General features: G+C 41.4%; 13 protein-coding genes. 5 read left to right on the forward strand and 8 right to left on the reverse strand.

All coding sequences use genetic code 11. The annotated features are described in order from the left end of the window. Positions 1–107 precede the first annotated feature (107 nt). From D0S24_RS07110 to D0S24_RS07120, 3 genes are all read left to right on the forward strand, one after another. Positions 108–1,118: a dipeptide epimerase gene (locus D0S24_RS07110; RefSeq protein ID WP_117019141.1), complete on the forward strand. Its 1,011-nt coding sequence runs from the start codon at positions 108–110 to the stop codon at positions 1,116–1,118. Continuing rightward, the gene (locus tag D0S24_RS07115) at positions 1,118–2,173 is read left to right on the forward strand and encodes an aminotransferase class I/II-fold pyridoxal phosphate-dependent enzyme (protein ID WP_117019142.1); all 1,056 of its coding nucleotides are present in this window, start codon (positions 1,118–1,120) and stop codon (positions 2,171–2,173) included. The genes D0S24_RS07110 and D0S24_RS07115 overlap by 1 nt, the downstream gene beginning before the upstream one ends. A gap of 322 nt (positions 2,174–2,495) precedes the next feature. Then, positions 2,496–2,942, forward strand: a complete 447-nt coding sequence (locus D0S24_RS07120; RefSeq protein WP_117019143.1) for a hypothetical protein — start codon at positions 2,496–2,498, stop codon at positions 2,940–2,942. A gap of 446 nt (positions 2,943–3,388) precedes the next feature. Here D0S24_RS07120 and trxB read toward each other — a convergent pair whose 3' ends face one another. Then, a complete protein-coding gene (gene trxB / locus D0S24_RS07125; RefSeq protein WP_117019144.1) occupies positions 3,389–4,357 on the reverse strand; it encodes a thioredoxin-disulfide reductase in 969 nt (322 codons plus the stop codon). Positions 4,358–5,023: 666 nt separating this feature from the next. Between trxB and D0S24_RS07130 the strand changes: the two genes are divergently transcribed. Beyond that, positions 5,024–5,917 (forward strand): DnaJ C-terminal domain-containing protein, encoded by an 894-nt coding sequence (locus D0S24_RS07130; RefSeq protein ID WP_117019145.1) that lies wholly within the window; start codon positions 5,024–5,026, stop codon positions 5,915–5,917. 66 nt (positions 5,918–5,983) lie between these two features. Next, positions 5,984–6,271 (forward strand): chaperone modulator CbpM, encoded by a 288-nt coding sequence (locus tag D0S24_RS07135; protein WP_117019357.1) that lies wholly within the window; start codon positions 5,984–5,986, stop codon positions 6,269–6,271. Positions 6,272–6,289: 18 nt separating this feature from the next. Here D0S24_RS07135 and D0S24_RS07140 read toward each other — a convergent pair whose 3' ends face one another. The 7 genes from D0S24_RS07140 to D0S24_RS07170 all read right to left on the reverse strand — a co-directional run bounded on the left by D0S24_RS07140 (position 6,290) and on the right by D0S24_RS07170 (position 19,127). Continuing rightward, positions 6,290–7,339, reverse strand: coding sequence for a UDP-glucose--hexose-1-phosphate uridylyltransferase (locus tag D0S24_RS07140; protein WP_117019146.1), 1,050 nt, complete (start codon positions 7,337–7,339; stop codon positions 6,290–6,292). Continuing rightward, positions 7,339–8,475, reverse strand: coding sequence for a galactokinase (galK, locus tag D0S24_RS07145; RefSeq protein WP_117019147.1), 1,137 nt, complete (start codon positions 8,473–8,475; stop codon positions 7,339–7,341). The genes D0S24_RS07140 and galK overlap by 1 nt, the downstream gene beginning before the upstream one ends. Before the next feature lie 372 nt (positions 8,476–8,847). Continuing rightward, complete coding sequence (locus D0S24_RS07150; protein WP_117019148.1) at positions 8,848–9,987, reverse strand: formylglycine-generating enzyme family protein; 1,140 nt, start codon at positions 9,985–9,987, stop codon at positions 8,848–8,850. Positions 9,988–10,031: 44 nt separating this feature from the next. After that, positions 10,032–11,012, reverse strand: a complete 981-nt coding sequence (locus D0S24_RS07155; RefSeq protein WP_251795740.1) for a M28 family metallopeptidase — start codon at positions 11,010–11,012, stop codon at positions 10,032–10,034. Positions 11,013–11,573: 561 nt separating this feature from the next. After that, positions 11,574–13,121, reverse strand: a complete 1,548-nt coding sequence (locus D0S24_RS07160) for an arylsulfatase (RefSeq protein WP_117019149.1) — start codon at positions 13,119–13,121, stop codon at positions 11,574–11,576. A gap of 360 nt (positions 13,122–13,481) precedes the next feature. After that, complete coding sequence (locus D0S24_RS07165; RefSeq protein ID WP_251795741.1) at positions 13,482–14,822, reverse strand: DUF3472 domain-containing protein; 1,341 nt, start codon at positions 14,820–14,822, stop codon at positions 13,482–13,484. Positions 14,823–15,047: 225 nt separating this feature from the next. Then, positions 15,048–19,127: an ATP-binding protein gene (locus D0S24_RS07170; protein WP_147321435.1), complete on the reverse strand. Its 4,080-nt coding sequence runs from the start codon at positions 19,125–19,127 to the stop codon at positions 15,048–15,050. Between the last annotated feature and the right edge of the window lie 143 nt (positions 19,128–19,270).

Consider the following 19,270-nt stretch of genomic DNA (forward strand, 5'->3'; position numbering starts at 1 on the left):
TCAATAAGGATCCCACTGTACCAAAATTTGCAAGCCCACTAAGATTTCAGTGGGTTTTCATTTTCCAATACACCATCTTTCTTTATATTCGTTCAATAATTCATCCTATGAAGATTACTACTAAAAAATATGTGCTACCGTTAAAGCACACTTTCAGTATTTCCAGGGAATCCCACGATTTTCAAGATTCAATGATCGTTGCACTGGAACTGGATGGTGTAACGGGCTATGGCGAGGCAACATCCAACCCCTACTATAGAATAACCTTTGAAACCATGCAGGAGGAGATTGAAAATGTCAGGGAGGAAATCGAGGGGTTCAATTTTAGGGATCCAGAAGGCTTCCATGCATTCTTGGTATCCAAAAAATTGAGCAATTTTGCTATCTGCGCCCTAGATCTTGCCGCCAATGATCTGTACGGAAAAATACTGGGCAAACCATTATATGAAATATGGGATACGGACAACAGTAAATATCCCATAACCAATTATACCATAGGATTGGATTCTATTGAAAAAATGGTGGCCAAGATGAAAGAAATGCCTTGGCCAATTTATAAAATTAAATTGGGTACCGATAGGGATGTGGAGATAGTAAGGGAACTTCGCAAACATACCGATGCCATCTTCAGGGTGGATGCCAATTGCGCCTGGACAGCGGAGGAAACCATTGCCAATGCCCTATTATTAAAGGACTTGGGGGTTGAGTTCCTGGAGCAACCGCTTAAGGCGGATGATTGGACCGGGATGGAAGCGGTTATGCACAAAAGTGTGCTGCCCGTTATTGCCGATGAAAGCTGTATTGTGGAATCGGACGTAGAGAAATGCGCGCTTCATTTTAACGGGATCAATATAAAATTGACAAAGTGTGGTGGACTTACCCCGGCAAGGCGAATGATAAAAAGGGCCAAGGAATTGAATCTTCAGGTAATGGTAGGCTGTATGACCGAATCCACTGTAGGTATTTCGGCCATAGCCCAACTAATACCACAATTGGATTATGTGGATATGGATGGCGCCATGTTGTTAAGGGAAGATATTGCAGATGGGGTGATCATTCAGGAAAAGGGCAAAGTAATCTTTCCTACCACCGGAGGAAGTGGAATACGTTTACATTGATGATTATCTATACCGATGGGTTCCCTGGAAGGGAATTGGAGTTTGGCCATAGGAAGCTTTTGTATTTTGGAGGCACCTCCTATCTGGGGCTTCAGACCGACACAATTTTTCAAGAAATTTTTATATCCAATATCCGGAAATATGGTACCGGTTATGGGGCCTCCAGAAAATCCAACGTACGTATTACCGTTTTTGAAAGGGCAGAACAATACCTGTCCCAATTGGTGGGGTGTGAATCCAGTACCACTTTATCTTCTGGGTATTTGGCCGGACAGTTGGTAAGGCAAACTATGGATACCAAGGAACATAGGCTGTTCTATGCCCCCAATACCCATGCTGCCCTCTATACCCCTACCCCTTCAACAAAACTAAAACCATACATCACTTTTACGGCCTTGAACATAGCCCTTAGGGCCCATTTGGAAACCGATCCAGAAATTTGTCCGGTGCTATTTTTGGATGCGATCGATTTTTCCGGAGCCAATTATCCCGATTTTGAAGGGTTAAAAATGTTGCCTTTGGAAAATATTATCCTAGTGGTGGACGATTCCCATGGCATAGGAATTGTGGGCGAAAATGGTGGTGGCGTTTTTCGTAGGCTCCAGAAATTAAACCCAAAGGAACTTATTGTTTGTTGCTCCTTGGGAAAAGGGTTCGGAGTTCAGGCGGGGTCCATTTTTGGAAATAAAAAAAGAATTGAACAATTCATGGACACTCCTTTTTTTGGCGGGGCAAGTCCGGCAGCTCCCGCCGCTGTAGCCAGTCTTATGGACAGCAAGTCACTCTTCCTTGATAAAAGGTCAATTCTGATCCATAATATGGACCTATTCAAGTCCAATATTAAAACTTTGGATAGATTTAAATTCATGGAGGGTCATCCAACCTTCAGCTTTGCAGATGAAAATCTGGTAAATTATCTGGAAAGGGAAAATATTTTGGTGACCAGCTTTCGTTATCCCAATGAGGATTCCCAACTTATGAGTAGAATTGTAATAAGTGCCCAGCATAAAAAGGAGGATATCCTTTTATTATGTGAAATTATCAACTCTTTTTAAGACAATATTGCCTTAGTCCCATGGACTCCAAATCCTCCCTTTTGACACGCTTTTTTTAACATATTCTCCTTAGTACATGACAAAATTAAATTTCCCAAGATTTTCCTCAATTTTTGACCCCGAACCTAAAGGGGGAAATCGAGGAAAATCAGGCTCCCCTGCCTACCGGACAGGCAGGCTTTAGGGCTTGGGGTAAAACAGATTTTCCGAAGAACTTTATTAAGACAATTTTTGTCATGTAACAAACTATTCCCTATTTAATATGTTAATATTCTAAAAAAGTCGTAACTTATTAGTATCTAATCCTTTAAATTAATAAGCCATGAAAAAAATACTTGGAATAGTTTTCCTGATGTTATTTTTGGTTTCTGCTACTGAAATTGCATCTCCAGTACCTCAAAATCCCAAAACCTTGGAAGGTACATGGGAATTGGAAAGTTTTAACAATTACGATGGTAACGATGTAGTACAGACCATACCTCCTTCAGATGGCTACCGGCAAATTAAAATGTATTATAATGGAAAGGTAATGTGGACCAGATATGTGCCCACAGATTCCATTGAATGGTTTGGCTATGGTTCTTATAAGGCTACGGACAGTACCTTGACCGAAAAATTGGAATATATGTCCGCATCCATGAAAAAAGTGGCCAATGAGAACATGGAATGGCATATGGAACTCCAATTGGAGGGAGACAGGTACCGCCAAATCTTTATTGACGAGGATGGCAACCGAATAAATTCAGAAAACTACAAACGGCTAAACTAGTGTCAAGTCAACCGTGAAATGACTTCTCGACTCCGCTCGAAGAGACGACAGATTGTCCGGTCGAGGGCCCGCCCGTACCGAACAGTACGTTCGGGCGGGGATAGAGACCTAAATTCAATAACAAAACATACTTAACATAACACTAGTGTCGTGTCAATGCTACTGTGTCGTTTAAGTCGCCGTTATTTTTTATCTGGGCAAGGCAAAAAAATGTTGCATAGCCGAAGCTACGGAACTGTTTTTTAACGCAGGCCGGGTGAAAAAGAACAAGACTTGGGATGGCTAAAGTAGGGTTGACAGGACACTAGTGTCCTGGTATTACTTTTCAGTGAGCCGCTTCAAATCTACGGACCATCACTAAAAAGACGATCTGTAGTTGGAACCTATGTTCCAACTACAGATCGTTTTAAATTGACCAATTTAAATTTGGACCTATTCCAATTCGTCTAAGACGAAACTACATGATGACTTTCAATGGTGGCCAAATACCGCTCCGCATCAAGTGCTGCCATACATCCGGTACCTGCCGCCGTAACGGCCTGTCTGTATTCCTTGTCCTGGACATCCCCGCTCGCAAAAACTCCGGGTTTGCTGGTTTTGGTGGTTTTACCCTGGGTAATTAAATATCCAGTTTCATCCATTTCCAGTTGTCCTTTAAAAATATCCGTATTGGGCGTATGCCCAATGGCAATGAACAATCCGGTAATGGCTATGTCCTCCTTTTCTCCGGTAACATTGTTCACCATTCTTAAACCTTCCACAACCTGATCGCCCAAAACGGTATCTACTTCCGTATTATAACGAATCTCAATATTGTCCAGGCTGTTCACCCTATGTTGCATTGCCTTTGAAGCCCGCATTTCGTCCCTTCGCACCAACATAGTCACTTTTTTGCAAATATTGGCCAAATAGGAAGCCTCTTCGGCAGCGGTATCCCCTGCACCTACAATAGCTACTTCCTGTCCCTTATAAAAGAAACCGTCACATACGGCACATGCCGATACACCGCCCCCGCGAAGCTTTTGTTCGCTAGGGATACCTAAATACTTCGCCGTTGCCCCTGTGGAAATAATTACGGTCTCCGCCTCAATAACCTTGCTGTCATCTATGGTGACCTTGTGTATTCCTCCTACTTCGTCACTAAAATCGACAGCTGTAGCCATACCTATACGGACTTCCGTACCAAATCTTTCCGCCTGTTGCTGTAATTGTACCATCATTGTAGGCCCGTCAACTCCCTCTGGGTATCCTGGAAAATTATCCACCTCCGTTGTAGTGGTCAATTGTCCACCAGGTTCCATACCAGTATACAATACCGGTTTAAGATCCGCCCTGGAAGCATATATAGCTGCAGTATATCCTGCAGGTCCCGAACCAATAATCAACGTTTTTAAACGCTCCACTTTATCTGCCATAATAAAAACTTCTATTATACTTATTAGAAAACAAATGTAGGATTTTCAATAAAAAACATCCCCCAAAAGTTATAAAAAGTTATTATAAAACTAGTTGCATAAACTATGGATACAACCCCATCTTAAGGGAAACACTCCCTTTTGCCATAAAAGTTGGAACCAATTCTTACTATTAGTATAGCAAAATGGTCCAATAAAAAATTTCTTGAAACAGACTATCCCCAAGGCAAAGCCCTGTCTGTCCTACAAATGCAGGCCAGTGCGACCGGAACGGACGGGCTTCGGGGAATTATTTAGATTAAAAAGGCCCCTTATTCATTGCTCTTGGGAAATATAAGCTCTCATTTGAATTTCAAGAAAAGGCCAAGCCATCAATTAATATAGCTTGTTCTATTGTTTTTATGTTTTTATGTTTTTAAAACATATTACCAAAATAGGCCTCAAGTCTATTTCCAATCAATTTTCCATTAAATTTAGCGGGAACCAAACGAATAATTCATGACTTTAATCAGTTTCATGTACTCTGTTTTTTTATAATTTTACTTTGATACTTAGGAGGGATACAAATATTATTATTGAATTTGCTTTGCGTAAATCCCCATAATAGGTATATATTACATTTGGTTCAACAATCCACAAGAATAAGGGAAAACAAATAACTGCTAGGTGAAATTTATAGACTACTACAAAATCTTGGAATTGGACAAAAGTGCCAGTCAAAACGAAATTAAAAAGGCCTATCGGAAATTGGCAAGAAAACATCATCCGGATGTCAACCCCAACGACAAGGAGGCCGAAAGAAAGTTTAAGGAAATCAATGAGGCCAATGAGGTACTGAGCGATCCGGAAAAACGTAAAAAATACGATAAATACGGAAAGGATTGGGAACATGCGGAAGAGTTTGAAAAGGCCAGAGCGTCCCAGCAGTCGGCCTATGGCGGTGGTGGGCAGACTTATTCGCAAAGTTATGGGGAACAAGATTTTTCGGATTTTTTCGAATCCATGTTTGGAGGGTCCGGTGGCTTTTCCCAAAGGAGAAAGGCAGGTTTTAGAGGACAGGATCTAAACGCAGAGTTAAAATTGCACCTTAGGGATGTATATACGGCCCATAAGCAAACCCTTAATGTAAACGGTAAAAATATTAGAATTACCGTCCCGGCCGGAATTGAGAATGGGCAGACCATAAAAATTAGTGGTCATGGCGGGCCCGGACACCAAGGGGGGCCCAAAGGCGACCTTTATATAACCTTTGGTATTATAAACGATACCGACTTTAAAAGGGACGGCAACAATCTATACACTAAGATAAACCTGGATCTTTATACGGCCCTTTTGGGCGGTGAAATAATGGTGAATACCTTTGACGGACAGGTGAAATTGAACGTTAAGCCGGAAACACAGAACGGCACCAAGATCAAATTAAAAGGCAAGGGCTTCCCGGTATATAAAAAAACAGGGGTTTACGGGGATTTGTACATTACCTACAATCTGGTTACCCCTACCAATTTAACGGTCAAGGAAAAGGAACTTTTTAGGGAATTGGCCAATCTGAGAAAATAAGTTATCTATGAAAGGAGCAAACTACACTAGGACATCAAACAATTATACTTATCAAAGTTAATGCTTATGGACCAGGAATATATACTTATTACCGACTTTTGCACAAGTCATAACATAGAAACCCATTTCGTATTGGAGCTATACGAGTACGGACTGGTAGATGTAGTGGTTAAGGAAAATACGCATTACCTCCCCATACAGCAGTTGCCGAAAGCGGAAAAAATACTTAGACTGCATTCCGATCTCGATATTAATTTGGAAGGTATCGCCGTTATTACGCGACTTCTAAATAGGATGGAAAAAATGCAAAATGAAATTACCCGGCTAAAGAATAAATTGGACCTCTATAATTAAGGGAGCACCTTTATCAGATTATTCTTCCCCACTCCCACTATAATGCCAATTGGGCAATGTCTTCATCGTTTCCGCTGCCTGTTCGGCAGTGATATCCCGTTGTGGATTGGCAAACATTTCATAACCTACCATAAATTTTTTCACCGTAGCCGATCGCAATAAGGGCGGGTAAAAAGACATATGGAAGTGCCACTCCGGGTGGTCCCTGCCATCTGTGGGCGCTTGATGAATTCCCGCAGAATAGGGAAAAGAAGTATTGAAAATATTATCGTACTTTATGGTAAGTTGTTTCAGGATTTCGGCATAGGATACCTTTTCGGGTTCCGAAAGTAAACCAATATGTGCCAATTTTCTTTTAGGAATGATCATCGTCTCATAAGGCCATATCGCCCAATAGGGAATCAATGCCACAAAATGTTCATTTTCAAGAATATTACGTTCCTGCAATTCTAATTCCTGGACCATGTAATCTTCCAAAATACTTCTACCGTGCTTTTTCCAATAAGCCAGCAGGTTTCCGGATTTCTTGTGCACTTCCTGTGGAATATTATGCTGTGCCCAAATTTGCCCATGCGGATGGGGATTGCTACACCCCATTATGGCTCCTTTATTTTCAAATATCTGAACATACTCAATACCTTCCCTGGCCCCTAATTCCTTATATTCTTTTTGCCAGAGCGAGATTACGTCCGTAATGTCCGGAACGGACATTAAAGGCAATGTAAGGGAGTGATCGGGTGAAAAGCAGACTACCTTACAGATACCGGATTCCGATTCTGCGTACAAAAGTCCGTTTTTATAGGTCTCCTCCTTAACATTGGGCAATAGGGCCGAAAAATCATTGACAAAGGAATAGGGTTTTTCATAGTTGGGGTTGAACCCGCCTCCCATTCTTTCATTTGTAGGGCAAAGATAGCAGGAAGTGTCGTAAGCAGGTAGGTCTGTCCTAGCACTTTTTTCGGTCTTTCCCTGCCATGGCCTTTTGGTCCTATGGGGAGAAACCAAAATCCATTCCCCTGTAAGAATATTTAATCTTCTATGGGGATTATTATTAAAACTATTTTCCATTATACGCTACTATGTATGTAAGTTCCTGCACTGGGTTGCACCCCAAAGGCCTCCAAATCAATATTGAAAGCTTCCTTATATGCCTTAGTGGCTTCCTCTACAAAGGCCTCCACCTTATCCTTATGCACAATGTTCAAAACACAGCCTCCAAATCCACCACCGGTCTGTCTTGCCCCCAATACGGCATCAAATTGTTTGGAAAAATCAACCAAAAAATCGGATTCCGGACAACTTACCTCGTATAATGTACTGATCCCTTCATGTGCCTCGTAGAGCAGGGTTCCCAAAAGTTTAATATCATTGGCCTTTAAGGCATTTGCCGCTTTCAGCACCCTCTCATTTTCACTAACAATAAAACTGCTCCTTTTAAAAAGTGTGGTGTCCATTGTATTCTTAAACTCCTCTATCATGATAGCCGTTACATCCCTTAACGACCGTACTTCCGGATATTTTCCCCGAATAATGTCCACAGCTTCACCACATTCCCGCCGCCTGGTATTATACTCACTGGAGGCTAGGTTATGGGACACTTTTGTATTCAGCATTATCATTTTGTAGGGTTCCATTTGGATCGGGATCTGCTGATGCTCCAGGGACTTGCAATCCAATAAAATAACATGTCCCTTTTCGCTCATTACCGAAGCAAATTGGTCCATGATTCCACATTGGGTACCTACAAAAGTATGCTCTGCCTTTTGCGATAGATGCACTATATCCATTTTGGAAAGCCCCAGATCAAATAATTCATTGAGTCCAAAGGCCAAACCACATTCCAAGGCAGCGGATGAACTGAGACCCGAACCCATTGGTAATTTACTATCAATGGTACAATCGAACCCCCTTAACCTATCCGTTCTCAGCAAAATTTCATTGATAACGCCCAGAATATAATTTTCCCATTCCACCCCGCTCCTGGCAATTTTATCCAATTGTAGGGTGAAGCCGGTATTGTAACCCAAACTATACAGTCTGCACTCCTTATCGGAATGGTTTCGTTTGAATTTAAAGGTGATTTTCTTCCCTATGGCCGTAGGCAATACATAGCCCAGGTTATAATCCGTATGTTCCCCTATCAAATTGATCCTTCCGGGGGATTCAATAACTAGTTCTGGGGAGAAATTGTCGGGAAACGGCATATACTTTCAGTGTTTAGACCACAAATATAGAAAATATATTTTAAATGTAAATTTTACGTTTAAAATATATTTTATTATACCATAGACTTTCAGACCAAGCCAAAAAAAATCCCCTTGGCATGGCCTAGAGGACTAAAACTTAAGGTGAATTCGATTACTGTTTAAATGCTTAATGCAAGATAATTAATTGCCAATAAAATGATTGTCATTTCAACAGAGTGAGGAACGAACGACGAGAAATCCCATTGTTGTGGGATTCCTTCTCGTACCTCGTTCGGAATGACGGATGTTTTATGGTATTATTATATAACTATCTGAAAAACAGTATTTTTAAAATCGAACTCAGGATAATTTTAAAAAAAACAGAAAATACTATTTATTCCCTGCTAGCATATCTACGGTGGCCACTGTCCTAAAACCCAGGTGCTCCAAGGAAGAATCCAAGCTGGAGGCCATCCTGGAAGAAATCCTATAGCTGGCACAATAGGAAGCATTACATAGAAAGGACCCTCCCCTCATTACCTTCTCCTTGGCATAGGGCATACTGGGGTTATAGGCCGTGGCTGCGCCTTGGGGGTTGACCACCGGACCATTCAAGGCACCCAATTCCTTATAATAATTGGTATTGTACCAATCACTGGTCCATTCCCAAACATTACCGGCCATATCGTAAAGGCCAAAATCGTTGGGAGGGTAGGATTTAACTTTGGCGCGCTGTTCAAAACCATCGGCTTTGGTATTGGTTACCGGAAATTCCCCTTCCCAGGTATTGGCCATTTGGGACAAATTGGAATCGTCATCGCCCCAGAAATAGATACTTTCGGTTTTATTGCCCCTGGCAGCCCTTTCCCACTCCGCCTCCGTAGGCAACCTTCTACCTGCCCATTCACAATAGGCCAGGGCATCCTCATAGGCCACCTGTACTACAGGCTCATTATCCTTACCCTCAATAGAACTTCCAGGTCCATTGGGGTGTTTCCAATTGGCCCCAATGGTCCAGTTCCACCATTGTGAAAAGTCGTATAGATTGGGTACGGAGCTCTTGGTTTTCTTAAAGGTCAGAGAACCTGGTTGTAAAATGGAATCATGGGGCTTGGGAGTACCCTCAGGAACCTGGGTCTTCATTTCCTCCCAATCTATGGCCCGCTCGGCTACGGTAACGTAGCCCGTTTCCTTGACAAATTGTGCAAATTGGGCATTGGTCACCTCTGTTTCATCCATAAAAAAACCATCTAGCTTCACCTTATGGGCAGGCTTTTCATGTTCCATCGCCATTTTATCCCCTTTTACGGCTCCTTGTGTAAATTCACCTCCGGGTATCCATACCATGCCATCCGGGGCATTTACATTTTCGGGCTGTTCTATCAAAATAGAGGTAGTATCTGCGGTAGATTCCGAAACCTCCGATATAGGGGAATTATTTTCTTCCTTTTGGGCCGACTTACTTTCTTCCTTGCATTGAACCATCAAAACCAATAGAAAAAGGGCAGTTAAAACATTATTTTTTTGCATTCCAAAATTTTTAATCCTTACAAATGTAAAGAACGAAAGTGATTCTAGTCTACTTGCGGAATAAATTTCATGTCATAAGATGTTGAAGCTACCTTCATTATGGCATTATATATATATTCGCAAACCTGTTTTTGACCTTCAAAGTTAATCAGTTCTACCGTATCCTCGGGCGTATGGTATTGTAGATGGCCCCCGGTATGGATTCCAAGTACGGAAATATTCTTTTTATAAAAGGAAACATGATCCGAACCTCCAACAGACCCTGCATGTACTACTGGCGACAAGCCCAATGGGGGTCCCAATTCCTTCATTAATTCTACCCCGTCCGGAAAGGTTCCGGCTCCGCCCATATAAACCTGCTTGGCATCGTTCAACCGTCCCACCATATCCATATTGATCATTAACTTAATCTGTGATAAGGGAACTACAGGGTGGTCCGTAAAATATGCACTCCCCAAAAGGCCCTGTTCCTCTGCCCCAAAGGCGACCAGCAAAACACTTCTTTTTAGGGTCGGCCTATGGGCCATTAATTTCTCCCCTATTTCCAGTAGTGCCGAAGTACCACTTGCGTTATCGTCCGCGCCATGGTGTATCCCCATTTTATCCGATTTTGAAGACGGTCCGCCCCCCATTCCCAAATGATCGTAATGGGCCCCCAACACAATATATTCGTTCTTTAATACGGGGTCGTTACCCTCTATATAGCCTATGACATTCCAAGTTTTAACCGCCTTTTTTGGCCTTTCCCCTTTCTTTACACGTAATTGCGCCACAAAAGGCTGCCTATAGGATGGTAAAAAGGGAGGTATACCCGATTTATTAAATTCCTTTTTTAAATACTTGACGACTCTTTTATTGGCTTTCCCTCCTGGATAACGACCAGAATTTTTATCGGAGGTCAAGAACGAAATATGATCTTTTAATTCCTTTTCCGTAATTTCTTCTTGGGCCATTGAAAAATTCACCCATAATGCAACAGTAAGCAAGGTGATGTAAAATCCCCTTGTGTAAAAATCTTTGAACATAAAGCACCATATTATTTAAGCCGGTAAAAGTACCATTATTTCACTTTCCAAAAAAATCGACTCCAATTTATGCTCGTGTTGATGCATTGCAGTTATGATTGAAGATTGCAATAGCCGGTAGCCAGTAGGCAGTAGGCAGTAGGCAGTAGCCAAATTAACTCATTTCCTTGAGTACACGACAAAAACTAATTTTTTGTCACTGCGAGGACATAGAGTTTGGAAGTATGCTGTTTAGCAACTTTCATTTTGCAGATGGCTTCGTCTTTCGTTCCTCATTCCTCGCCATGACGTATTTTTTTTATGCTCCAATCAGTCTTGGTCATGTACTAAACCCATTTCCAAATTAACTCATTTCCTAATTATCAAATTAACCCATTGGTTCATTGGTTCATTGGTTCATTGGTACATTGGTACATTGGTACATTTCCCCATTGACCACAATTAACCCATTTTCAAATCATCAAATCATCAAATTGATTTATTGGTACATTGTTACATTTCCCCATTGAACAATTAACCCATTTCCAAATCATCAAATCATCGAAATATCAAATCAAATTACTACTTTAAATTAGGGATTTTAAACTTTTCAATGCTAGGTTCCGTGTGCTGGCTTTCCAATATTTTGGCGGCTTTTTCCAATATTTCCGGATGTTGATCCGCTACATTGGTGGTTTCTCTTATATCTGTTTTTAAGTTGTAGAGTTCCAAGGTAGGTTCATTTTTTTCGTCCTTCAGATGGGTTTTTACCATTTTCCAATCGCCCATTCTAATGGCCAATTGCCCCCCATATTCGGGGAATTCCCAATATAGAAAATCGTGTTCCTTTTGATCTTCCTGCGAAAACAGGGTAGGCAAAAAACTAAGTCCATCCGTATAGCTTGGTTTTTCATAGCCCGCCACATCGGCCAGCGTGGCCATAACGTCATAATGTACGGAGATATGATCGGTTTTGCTGGCCGCTTTTATCTTTCCCGGCCAAGTGGCGATCATTGGTACCCTGATCCCTCCTTCATAAACAAAGCCTTTTCCCCTACCATACTCACTTCTAAAAGGTTTTGCGCTATCAAACCAAGGCGAATCGGTTCCACCGTTAAATGAAGGGCCATTATCCGAGGTAAATATAATCAGGGTATTGTCATAGAGTCCGTCCGCCTTCAATTTGTCCACCAGTTTCCCAATATTTTCATCCAAATAAGAAACCATGGCTGCGTAACCCGCCCGTGGGTTTGGATGCGGAAAATAACCTCTTTCCCCTAAGTAGGGTACTTCTTCCCCAAATTTGTTCTTATAATGATCCACCCATCTTTGGGGCGCTTGTATGGCCGCATGCGGTATGGGGGTTGCCCAGTATATAAAAAATGGGCCTTTCTTGTTTCTATCTACAAAACCTGTAAGTTCATTGAACATAAGGTCCGGTGCATATTCGTTCAAGGTATAGGAAGCATAACTTTGGGGGTCGTTAATATCCGCTCCTTGGGCCAATTTGGTGTTTGGGGCAATGGTATCGTTATTCAAATGAACCCTATTTTCATTTTTGTACAAATGCAAAGGATAATAGGTATGTGCCTGTCGCTGGCAATTATATCCGAAAAAGTAATCGAATCCCATTGTGGTGGGAATGGAATGGGTGTGGGGCGCACCCAGGCCCCATTTTCCGAACATGGCCGTGCTATAGCCCACCTCCTTTAATTTTTTGGCAATGGTAATGGTACTGTCGGGCATGGGCCTTTGTCCCTCCAATACGGAATCTTTGGCCATGGCCCTGTAATTCCATACTTCCCCTCGCTCTCCCCATTCCTCATTCCCACGAATATGCGCATGACCGGAATGCGTACCTGTTAACAACATATAACGTGCAGGGGCACAGACCGGGGCACTGGTATAGTGTTGGGTAAACAACATACCTTCTTTGGCCAGGGCGTCAATATTGGGTGTTTCAATTTTTTCCTGTCCATAGGCCCCTATTTCCGCATATCCCAGATCATCCGCCAAAATGTAGATAATATTTGGCCTTAGGGGCCGATCCAACTTTAGCGTTTTGGTTTTTTCCTCCTTACAGGAAATCAGGCTACTTGCTATTAAGGTCAAGGCAATTAATTTCTTCATTGTTTCTGGTTTCTTATCTGTGGTTTCTTGTTTCTGATTCTGATTTGTTTCTAATTTCTAGTTATGGTTTTGGCTCATAGCCCATGGCTCATGGCTTATGGTTTCCTAAATTAACAAATTTCCAAATTATCAAATTAACACATTGGTACATTGGTACATTGATATATTTCCAAATTAACCCATTTCCAAATCATCAAATTAATACATTGGTACATTGGTACATTGGTTCATTGGTACATTGATATATTTCCAAATTAACCCATTTCCAAATTATCAAATTAACACATTGGTACATTGGTACATTGGTACATTGATATATTTCCAAATTAACCCATTCCCAAATTATCAAATTAACAATAGTTATTGCACGGGTTTCTCCAACAAAGAAAAATCGATTGTAGGGGCCACCCCGTTGGCAGCCCTTTCATGAAAGGTATCCATGGTGGTCCTTTCGTTAAAAAAACCGCAATTCTTCATAAAAAATTTGTTTCCGACTGCCCCTCCGGCGTAATCTTCCCTAGAACCTTTCCTGGCGGTAGCGTCTGCAGTGAACTTTGCCTCTGTAAGTTCGTGCCACTCCCCTGCAGTATCCATTATCCATTGGTTGGTATATTCTCCCATTCTTGAAATATGGCCTACTTCTGTCCTAAAATTTTCCAGAAAGGAATGTGGCCTTTTTAAATAGGTGGAAGTATGCGGTCTTCTAAAACTGGCTATTAAGTTCCATTTTTCAGTTTCCACCTCATAGAAATAGGCGGTATAGTCCGTAGAGTTATTTACTGATGGCTCCCCCTTTAATAAAAACTTATAGGTATTGCCCGCCTTCCAATTGAATACTTTATAACTTTGTCCGCCAGAGCCTTCGTTGCCAAATTCACCTGTGGTTACCCCTTCCCCTTTGCCAAGCAAAATTATTCGATATTCTTCAGGAATACTTTTGGGGTCCTGGGTTTCGAACGGACTCCATACGGAAAAGAGGATCCTCCTTTCGGTTTCAGAATTTACCTGCATACCAAAATAGCCCTCCCCAAAGCCGTTGGCCATATAATAGGATCCTATAACATCCTCATTTTTAGGAACCGTTATTTCATTATAAAACCATAATATATCCTTATTTTCCGGAGCGGTGTAGCTTAAATGTACGGATGGCCCCCTTCTGCCCCAATAAAAATCCTCCTTTACGTAAGTAAGTTTACCATTGGCAGCCTGCCCTCCTATAAGTACTTCATTGACATCCGCAAAATTGGTTGCATTTTTTTCAAGCCCCTCCAGTTCAACAAAGTGATAACCGGGTGTTGTAATCTCAAAGACACCTACATCCACCTTTTCAAAATCATGATTGGAAACTTGGATCTCTTTTGTGGTCCCGTTCAGGGAAACCCTGATTTTGGAAGTACCATCGCTCACCTTAAGGTTTAGCCCTACATTTAATTGACCCGTTTGATCGGTCTTAAAATAAGTTCTAATAATAGAACCCGGATCATTCCAATTTCTTATTCCCTTGTCGGAAATTAGATGACGATTATCCTTTACTTCATTCACCGCCCAACTGTTGCCCCCTGGTTGTATACTGTCCGTAAAGCTCAATCTTTCCATGGAAATATCTTCCGCATTATCCTGCTTGGACAAGGTTGTACAGGAACCTGCCATAAGCAAAAGGCCCAATCCTATATGATGTATACTCCTTTTGCCAACTAACATTGTATTTTTAGTAGTCATTTTAAAAAATCTGGATTTCAAATAGGTTATTGCCATCATTGTAATTGTTAGCGTTATTATTCAAATATTTTGCACTATGCAGTTTAATCCCATTAAATGGGTGTAATTCCTCGATGTTCTTCATCGAAATGGGTAAAGTTTTGTTCATTTGAATACCTCGAGGGCCTGCCTTTGTCGGCAGACAGGATTTCCCAGAGGTAGTTGATTTTAAATCTCCCTATGCGACCCGCTTTTTTCCTTTAACTTCCTCGGGCTCTTCCCAAACTCCCTTTTAAAACATTTCGAAAAATATTTGGGGTCGTTAAAACCCACCAAAAAAGCGGCCTCGGATACGGAGTAATTACATTCGGCGATTAAGACGGCCGCCTTTTTAAGGCGCATGGTCCTAACAAAGTCCACTATCTTCTTCCCGGTCAGCCCCTGAAATTTTCTATAAATGGCGGAATAGCTCATATTTAGGTCCTGTGAAAGATCTTCGGTCTTAAAATCTGGATTACTGATCTGATTTTCCACAAGATGTATCAAATTCTCTAGAAAAACCTCATCTTGGGACCTATTTCCCCCATTTTTGGGCGTAGTAATTAAATCGTTCTTATATTTCATGATCAACCGATCACTACGGGTAATGATGTTGTTCACCTTTAAAACCAGTTCATTGATATTAAATGGTTTATTAATGTATTCGACCGCACCGGCCCGCAACCCTAAGATTTTATTTTTTGCCGCTTTTTTGGCGGTAAGCAATATTATTGGGATATGGGTAGTAAGTTCGTTTTTTTGGAGCATTTTGCTCATTTCAATTCCGTCCAGTTTGGGCATCATGATATCACTTATTATCAGATCAGGGTTATGTTCCATGGCCAGGGCATAACCTTCCTCCCCATTTTCTGCCAGAAGAACATTATAGTAATCGTTAAAAATATCTTTCAATGATATCTGTAGTTCATAATTATCCTCCACCACCAATATGGTCTTTGCCAATTTAGCAGTACCCGTGCCCATATTTTCCTCCTTCAAATCATAATCCACTTCCTCAACTTCTACCATTGCCGCTTCCATGGCTCCCTCGTTTTCAACATCCTCCCTCCTGTTTTTATCAATTGGAAAGCTAACGCTAAAGCAAGTGCCCTTAATGGGGTCCGATTTTACATCTATCTTCCCTTGGTGCAGATCTACCAATTCTTTGGTCAATGCCAGGCCAATCCCGGTACCTGCTTTTTGCTTCCCGGTATCGGCCTGATAAAACAATTGAAAAACATTTTCAAGTTCCTCCCTTGGAATACCAGGTCCAGAATCGGTAACGGATATCTTTACATTTCTATCCCAGTCCTCTACTATTACATCCAAGGTAATGGCCCCGCCTTTAGGGGTAAACTTGAAGGCATTGGATAAAAGATTAAAGAATATATGTTCCATTTTATCCTTGTCGTACCACATTTTCAATTCATCACAGGGGTAACTACATCTAAAGTTGATGCCCTTGAACTTAGCTTGCTCTTCAAAGGAGCTGGTTATTTCCGATAGATCGGCAACAATATTGTGCTCTGCCGCCCTCAACACCAATTTTTCCAATTCCTTGTCCCTTAAGGAGGTTAATTCGAATACAATTCTGGACAAGCGATTTGCGTTGTTGGAAATTAATCTTAATCGCTGTTGCAACAGTACATTGCCACTTTTCACGGCACGTTGCAACATGTTTTCCAAGGGAATCAAGATCAAGGTCAGTGGGGTCTGGATTTCATGCGACATCTTGGCAAAGAAATCCATTTTTAATGCATAAAGCTCCTTTTCATGTTTGTGTTCCAACTCATCGGCAATTACCCGGTTCCTAAGTCTGATCCAGACGACCATTCCGTAGACGAGGCCGAATACTATAAGTAAATAAATAAACTGGGCCAGGTTTGAACGCCAAAATGGCCGTGAAATACTTATGGCAACCGATTTTTCCTTAATATCCCAGTCTCCATTACCGGTACTGGCCTTGACTTCAAAAACATAATTTCCGGGAGGGATATTGGTATAGGTTGCCAGACGCTCCTTTTCGGAATCTATCCAGTTATCATTAAAACCTTTTAGCCGATACGCATAATTATAATTGGAAAACAACACATTGTCTATTGCCAAAAACCGGAAGGAAAATGAGGATTGATCATGATCCAATTTCAATAACTCCAACTTCTCCACCCCTTCTTCCACCTGATCCGGAATGACCTTTATGGCAGGCTGGTTCAGGATTTCTATGTCTTCAATAAACAATTTGGCTATAGTTTCCTCTTTTTTAATTTGATTGGGCTTAAAGTAGCTTACCCCGTTCAGGCCCCCAAAATAAATATTCCCCTCCCTACCCTTATGTGCACTTCTTTGCATAAAGGAATCATCCTGTAGGCCATCTACTTTTTGAAACACCCTCGATATGGAATCCCTCACGTTTATATGCCAGATACCCTTGGTGGAACCCAACCATAAATTGTCCGGGTCCTCCAATACTACGGATCTAAAGATGGTATTGTCATAGGTCCCGTTTATATTTATTTTTTCCAGCTGTTGATCCGCTATATTAAATTTAATCAATCCACCACTTACCATTACCAGCCAAATGGCATCGGTACTGCTAGCGGCCATGGACCATATATCGTAATTCTTATTGGTAATGAGCGTATCGGCAACATGTTGGTACCTGGTAAAATTGGATTTGGCAATGTCTTTTTCATCTTCATTGAACCTAAATAATCCTCCTCCGTTATAGGCAAGCCAGACGGTACCGGAGGCATCCTCAACAACAGATTGGGAAATGGACCCTACTAAACCGACCGTGCCATTTTCAAAACGTGCCAACAATTTGTCGTTGGAAAACAAATAAATTCCCATGTCGGTCGTTACCCATATCCTATCTTTGGAGTCCTTAAAAATAAATCGAACGTCCAGGACCATATTGTTCCTGGAATTGCTCAATGGTACCTTGGAGAACCCACCTTTATCCGGACGATACACCCATAGTCCGTTTTTATAAGTTCCCATCCATATATTACCATTATTATCCTCATTGATAGAGTGGATATAAAACCCTTTACTTTGGGCCGAATTGTTAAAAAATTGCGCTTCCTTTCCATTGGGAGCCACCTTGGTGACCCCGTCCCCGTCCGTCCCTATCCACAACGTTCCATCCATTGCCCTGTAAGAGGACAACACCCGTGAAGGACTTCCCAGAACAGCTCCCGAATGATAATTTATCTGATTGTTCCTATTGCGCAAGATGTTTATATCCCCATAATTGGTAAGTACCCATAAATTGTTTTTAAGGTCTTCATTTATTCCGATCACCGTATTGGTACTCAAGGAAAACCCATTAAGATGATTGTGCTTGTAAATCGTTAATTCGCCAGACTCCGTATCTATTCTGTACAATCCATTTCCGTCCGTTCCCAACCAAACAAAACCATTAACATCACAATACATTGCCGTAAACAATTCATTTAACTGACTTCGCCATTGCGCATTTATAATCCCATCCTGAACAAAGGATTCTTTGTCAAAATCATATACCATTATACCATGCCCCACATAGGAAGAACCTATCCAAAGTCTATTTTTTTTATCCAAGAGCAATAGGCTGTTATCGGCCAAGGTGTAGTCATATGGCACCTCCAATTTCTCCAGACGCTTGGTTTCCAAGTAATAAATATAAAGAGGTCCCTTATAGGTACTTACTATTAATTGATCGGATTTCCTAAGGACCATGGAGTTGATCTCATTAAGGCCCGGGGTATTCACCGGAATAGTGGTTATACTATCCAATACACCCTTCCCATGGTCATAGGAATAAATGTCCCCTTTGTCCGTAGCCAACCAGATAACACCATCTCCCTCCTTAACAATAGTGACCTTATGCCTCTTCTGGAAGCCCTCTATGGCATTGTCTATGGACAAAAATGTTCCATTTTTCTCCAAATAGGATATTTGTCCGTTCATGGACAGGGCCCAAATTACCCCTTTGGCATCCTTCACTATTTTTTTAACCTCATCCGAAGCGGTACCCTCCTTAAAAATAGATCCCTTGGGAATGAATTCGAAATTGTAACCATCGTACTTGGAAATTCCTTCAGCATGGGCCAACCAAACAAACCCTAGGCTATCCTGTACGGTGTGGGTTACCTTTATATTACGATTGTCCAGTTTACTGGAAAGGTGGATAAAATTGGAAGAATGTTGCCCATATGAATAGGACCGGCAAAACAACGCCAGTATTAAGAAAACGTAAATCCTATTCCTATTTAACTTCTTGTTCAAACTGCTTCAATTTCAATTAATCCTCCCTAATTCTGGACTTAACAAATGTACCCAAAATTGACCTTACCCTAAAGGGGATATTTTATGCAAAAAGGTGGAAAAAAACACTAAATAACCCAATTATCCGAAAATTTACCCCTAGA

The organism is Arenibacter sp. P308M17 (assembly GCF_003426735.1).
In the GTDB taxonomy this organism is placed as follows: domain Bacteria; phylum Bacteroidota; class Bacteroidia; order Flavobacteriales; family Flavobacteriaceae; genus Arenibacter.

Excerpts from the sequence above, each read along its gene's own strand:
- D0S24_RS07155 (WP_251795740.1), bottom strand. The coding sequence starts at position 11,012 with ATGTTCAAAGATTTTTACACAAGGGGATTTTACATCACCTTGCTTACT.
- trxB (WP_117019144.1), bottom strand. The coding sequence starts at position 4,357 with ATGGCAGATAAAGTGGAGCGTTTAAAAACGTTGATTATTGGTTCGGGA.
- D0S24_RS07115 (WP_117019142.1), top strand. The coding sequence starts at position 1,118 with ATGATTATCTATACCGATGGGTTCCCTGGAAGGGAATTGGAGTTTGGC.
- D0S24_RS07165 (WP_251795741.1), bottom strand. The coding sequence starts at position 14,822 with ATGTTAGTTGGCAAAAGGAGTATACATCATATAGGATTGGGCCTTTTG.
- D0S24_RS07150 (WP_117019148.1), bottom strand. The coding sequence starts at position 9,987 with ATGCAAAAAAATAATGTTTTAACTGCCCTTTTTCTATTGGTTTTGATG.
- D0S24_RS07135 (WP_117019357.1), top strand. The coding sequence starts at position 5,984 with ATGGACCAGGAATATATACTTATTACCGACTTTTGCACAAGTCATAAC.
- galK (WP_117019147.1), bottom strand. The coding sequence starts at position 8,475 with ATGCCGTTTCCCGACAATTTCTCCCCAGAACTAGTTATTGAATCCCCC.
- D0S24_RS07110 (WP_117019141.1), top strand. The coding sequence starts at position 108 with ATGAAGATTACTACTAAAAAATATGTGCTACCGTTAAAGCACACTTTC.
- D0S24_RS07140 (WP_117019146.1), bottom strand. The coding sequence starts at position 7,339 with ATGGAAAATAGTTTTAATAATAATCCCCATAGAAGATTAAATATTCTT.
- D0S24_RS07120 (WP_117019143.1), top strand. The coding sequence starts at position 2,496 with ATGAAAAAAATACTTGGAATAGTTTTCCTGATGTTATTTTTGGTTTCT.
- D0S24_RS07160 (WP_117019149.1), bottom strand. The coding sequence starts at position 13,121 with ATGAAGAAATTAATTGCCTTGACCTTAATAGCAAGTAGCCTGATTTCC.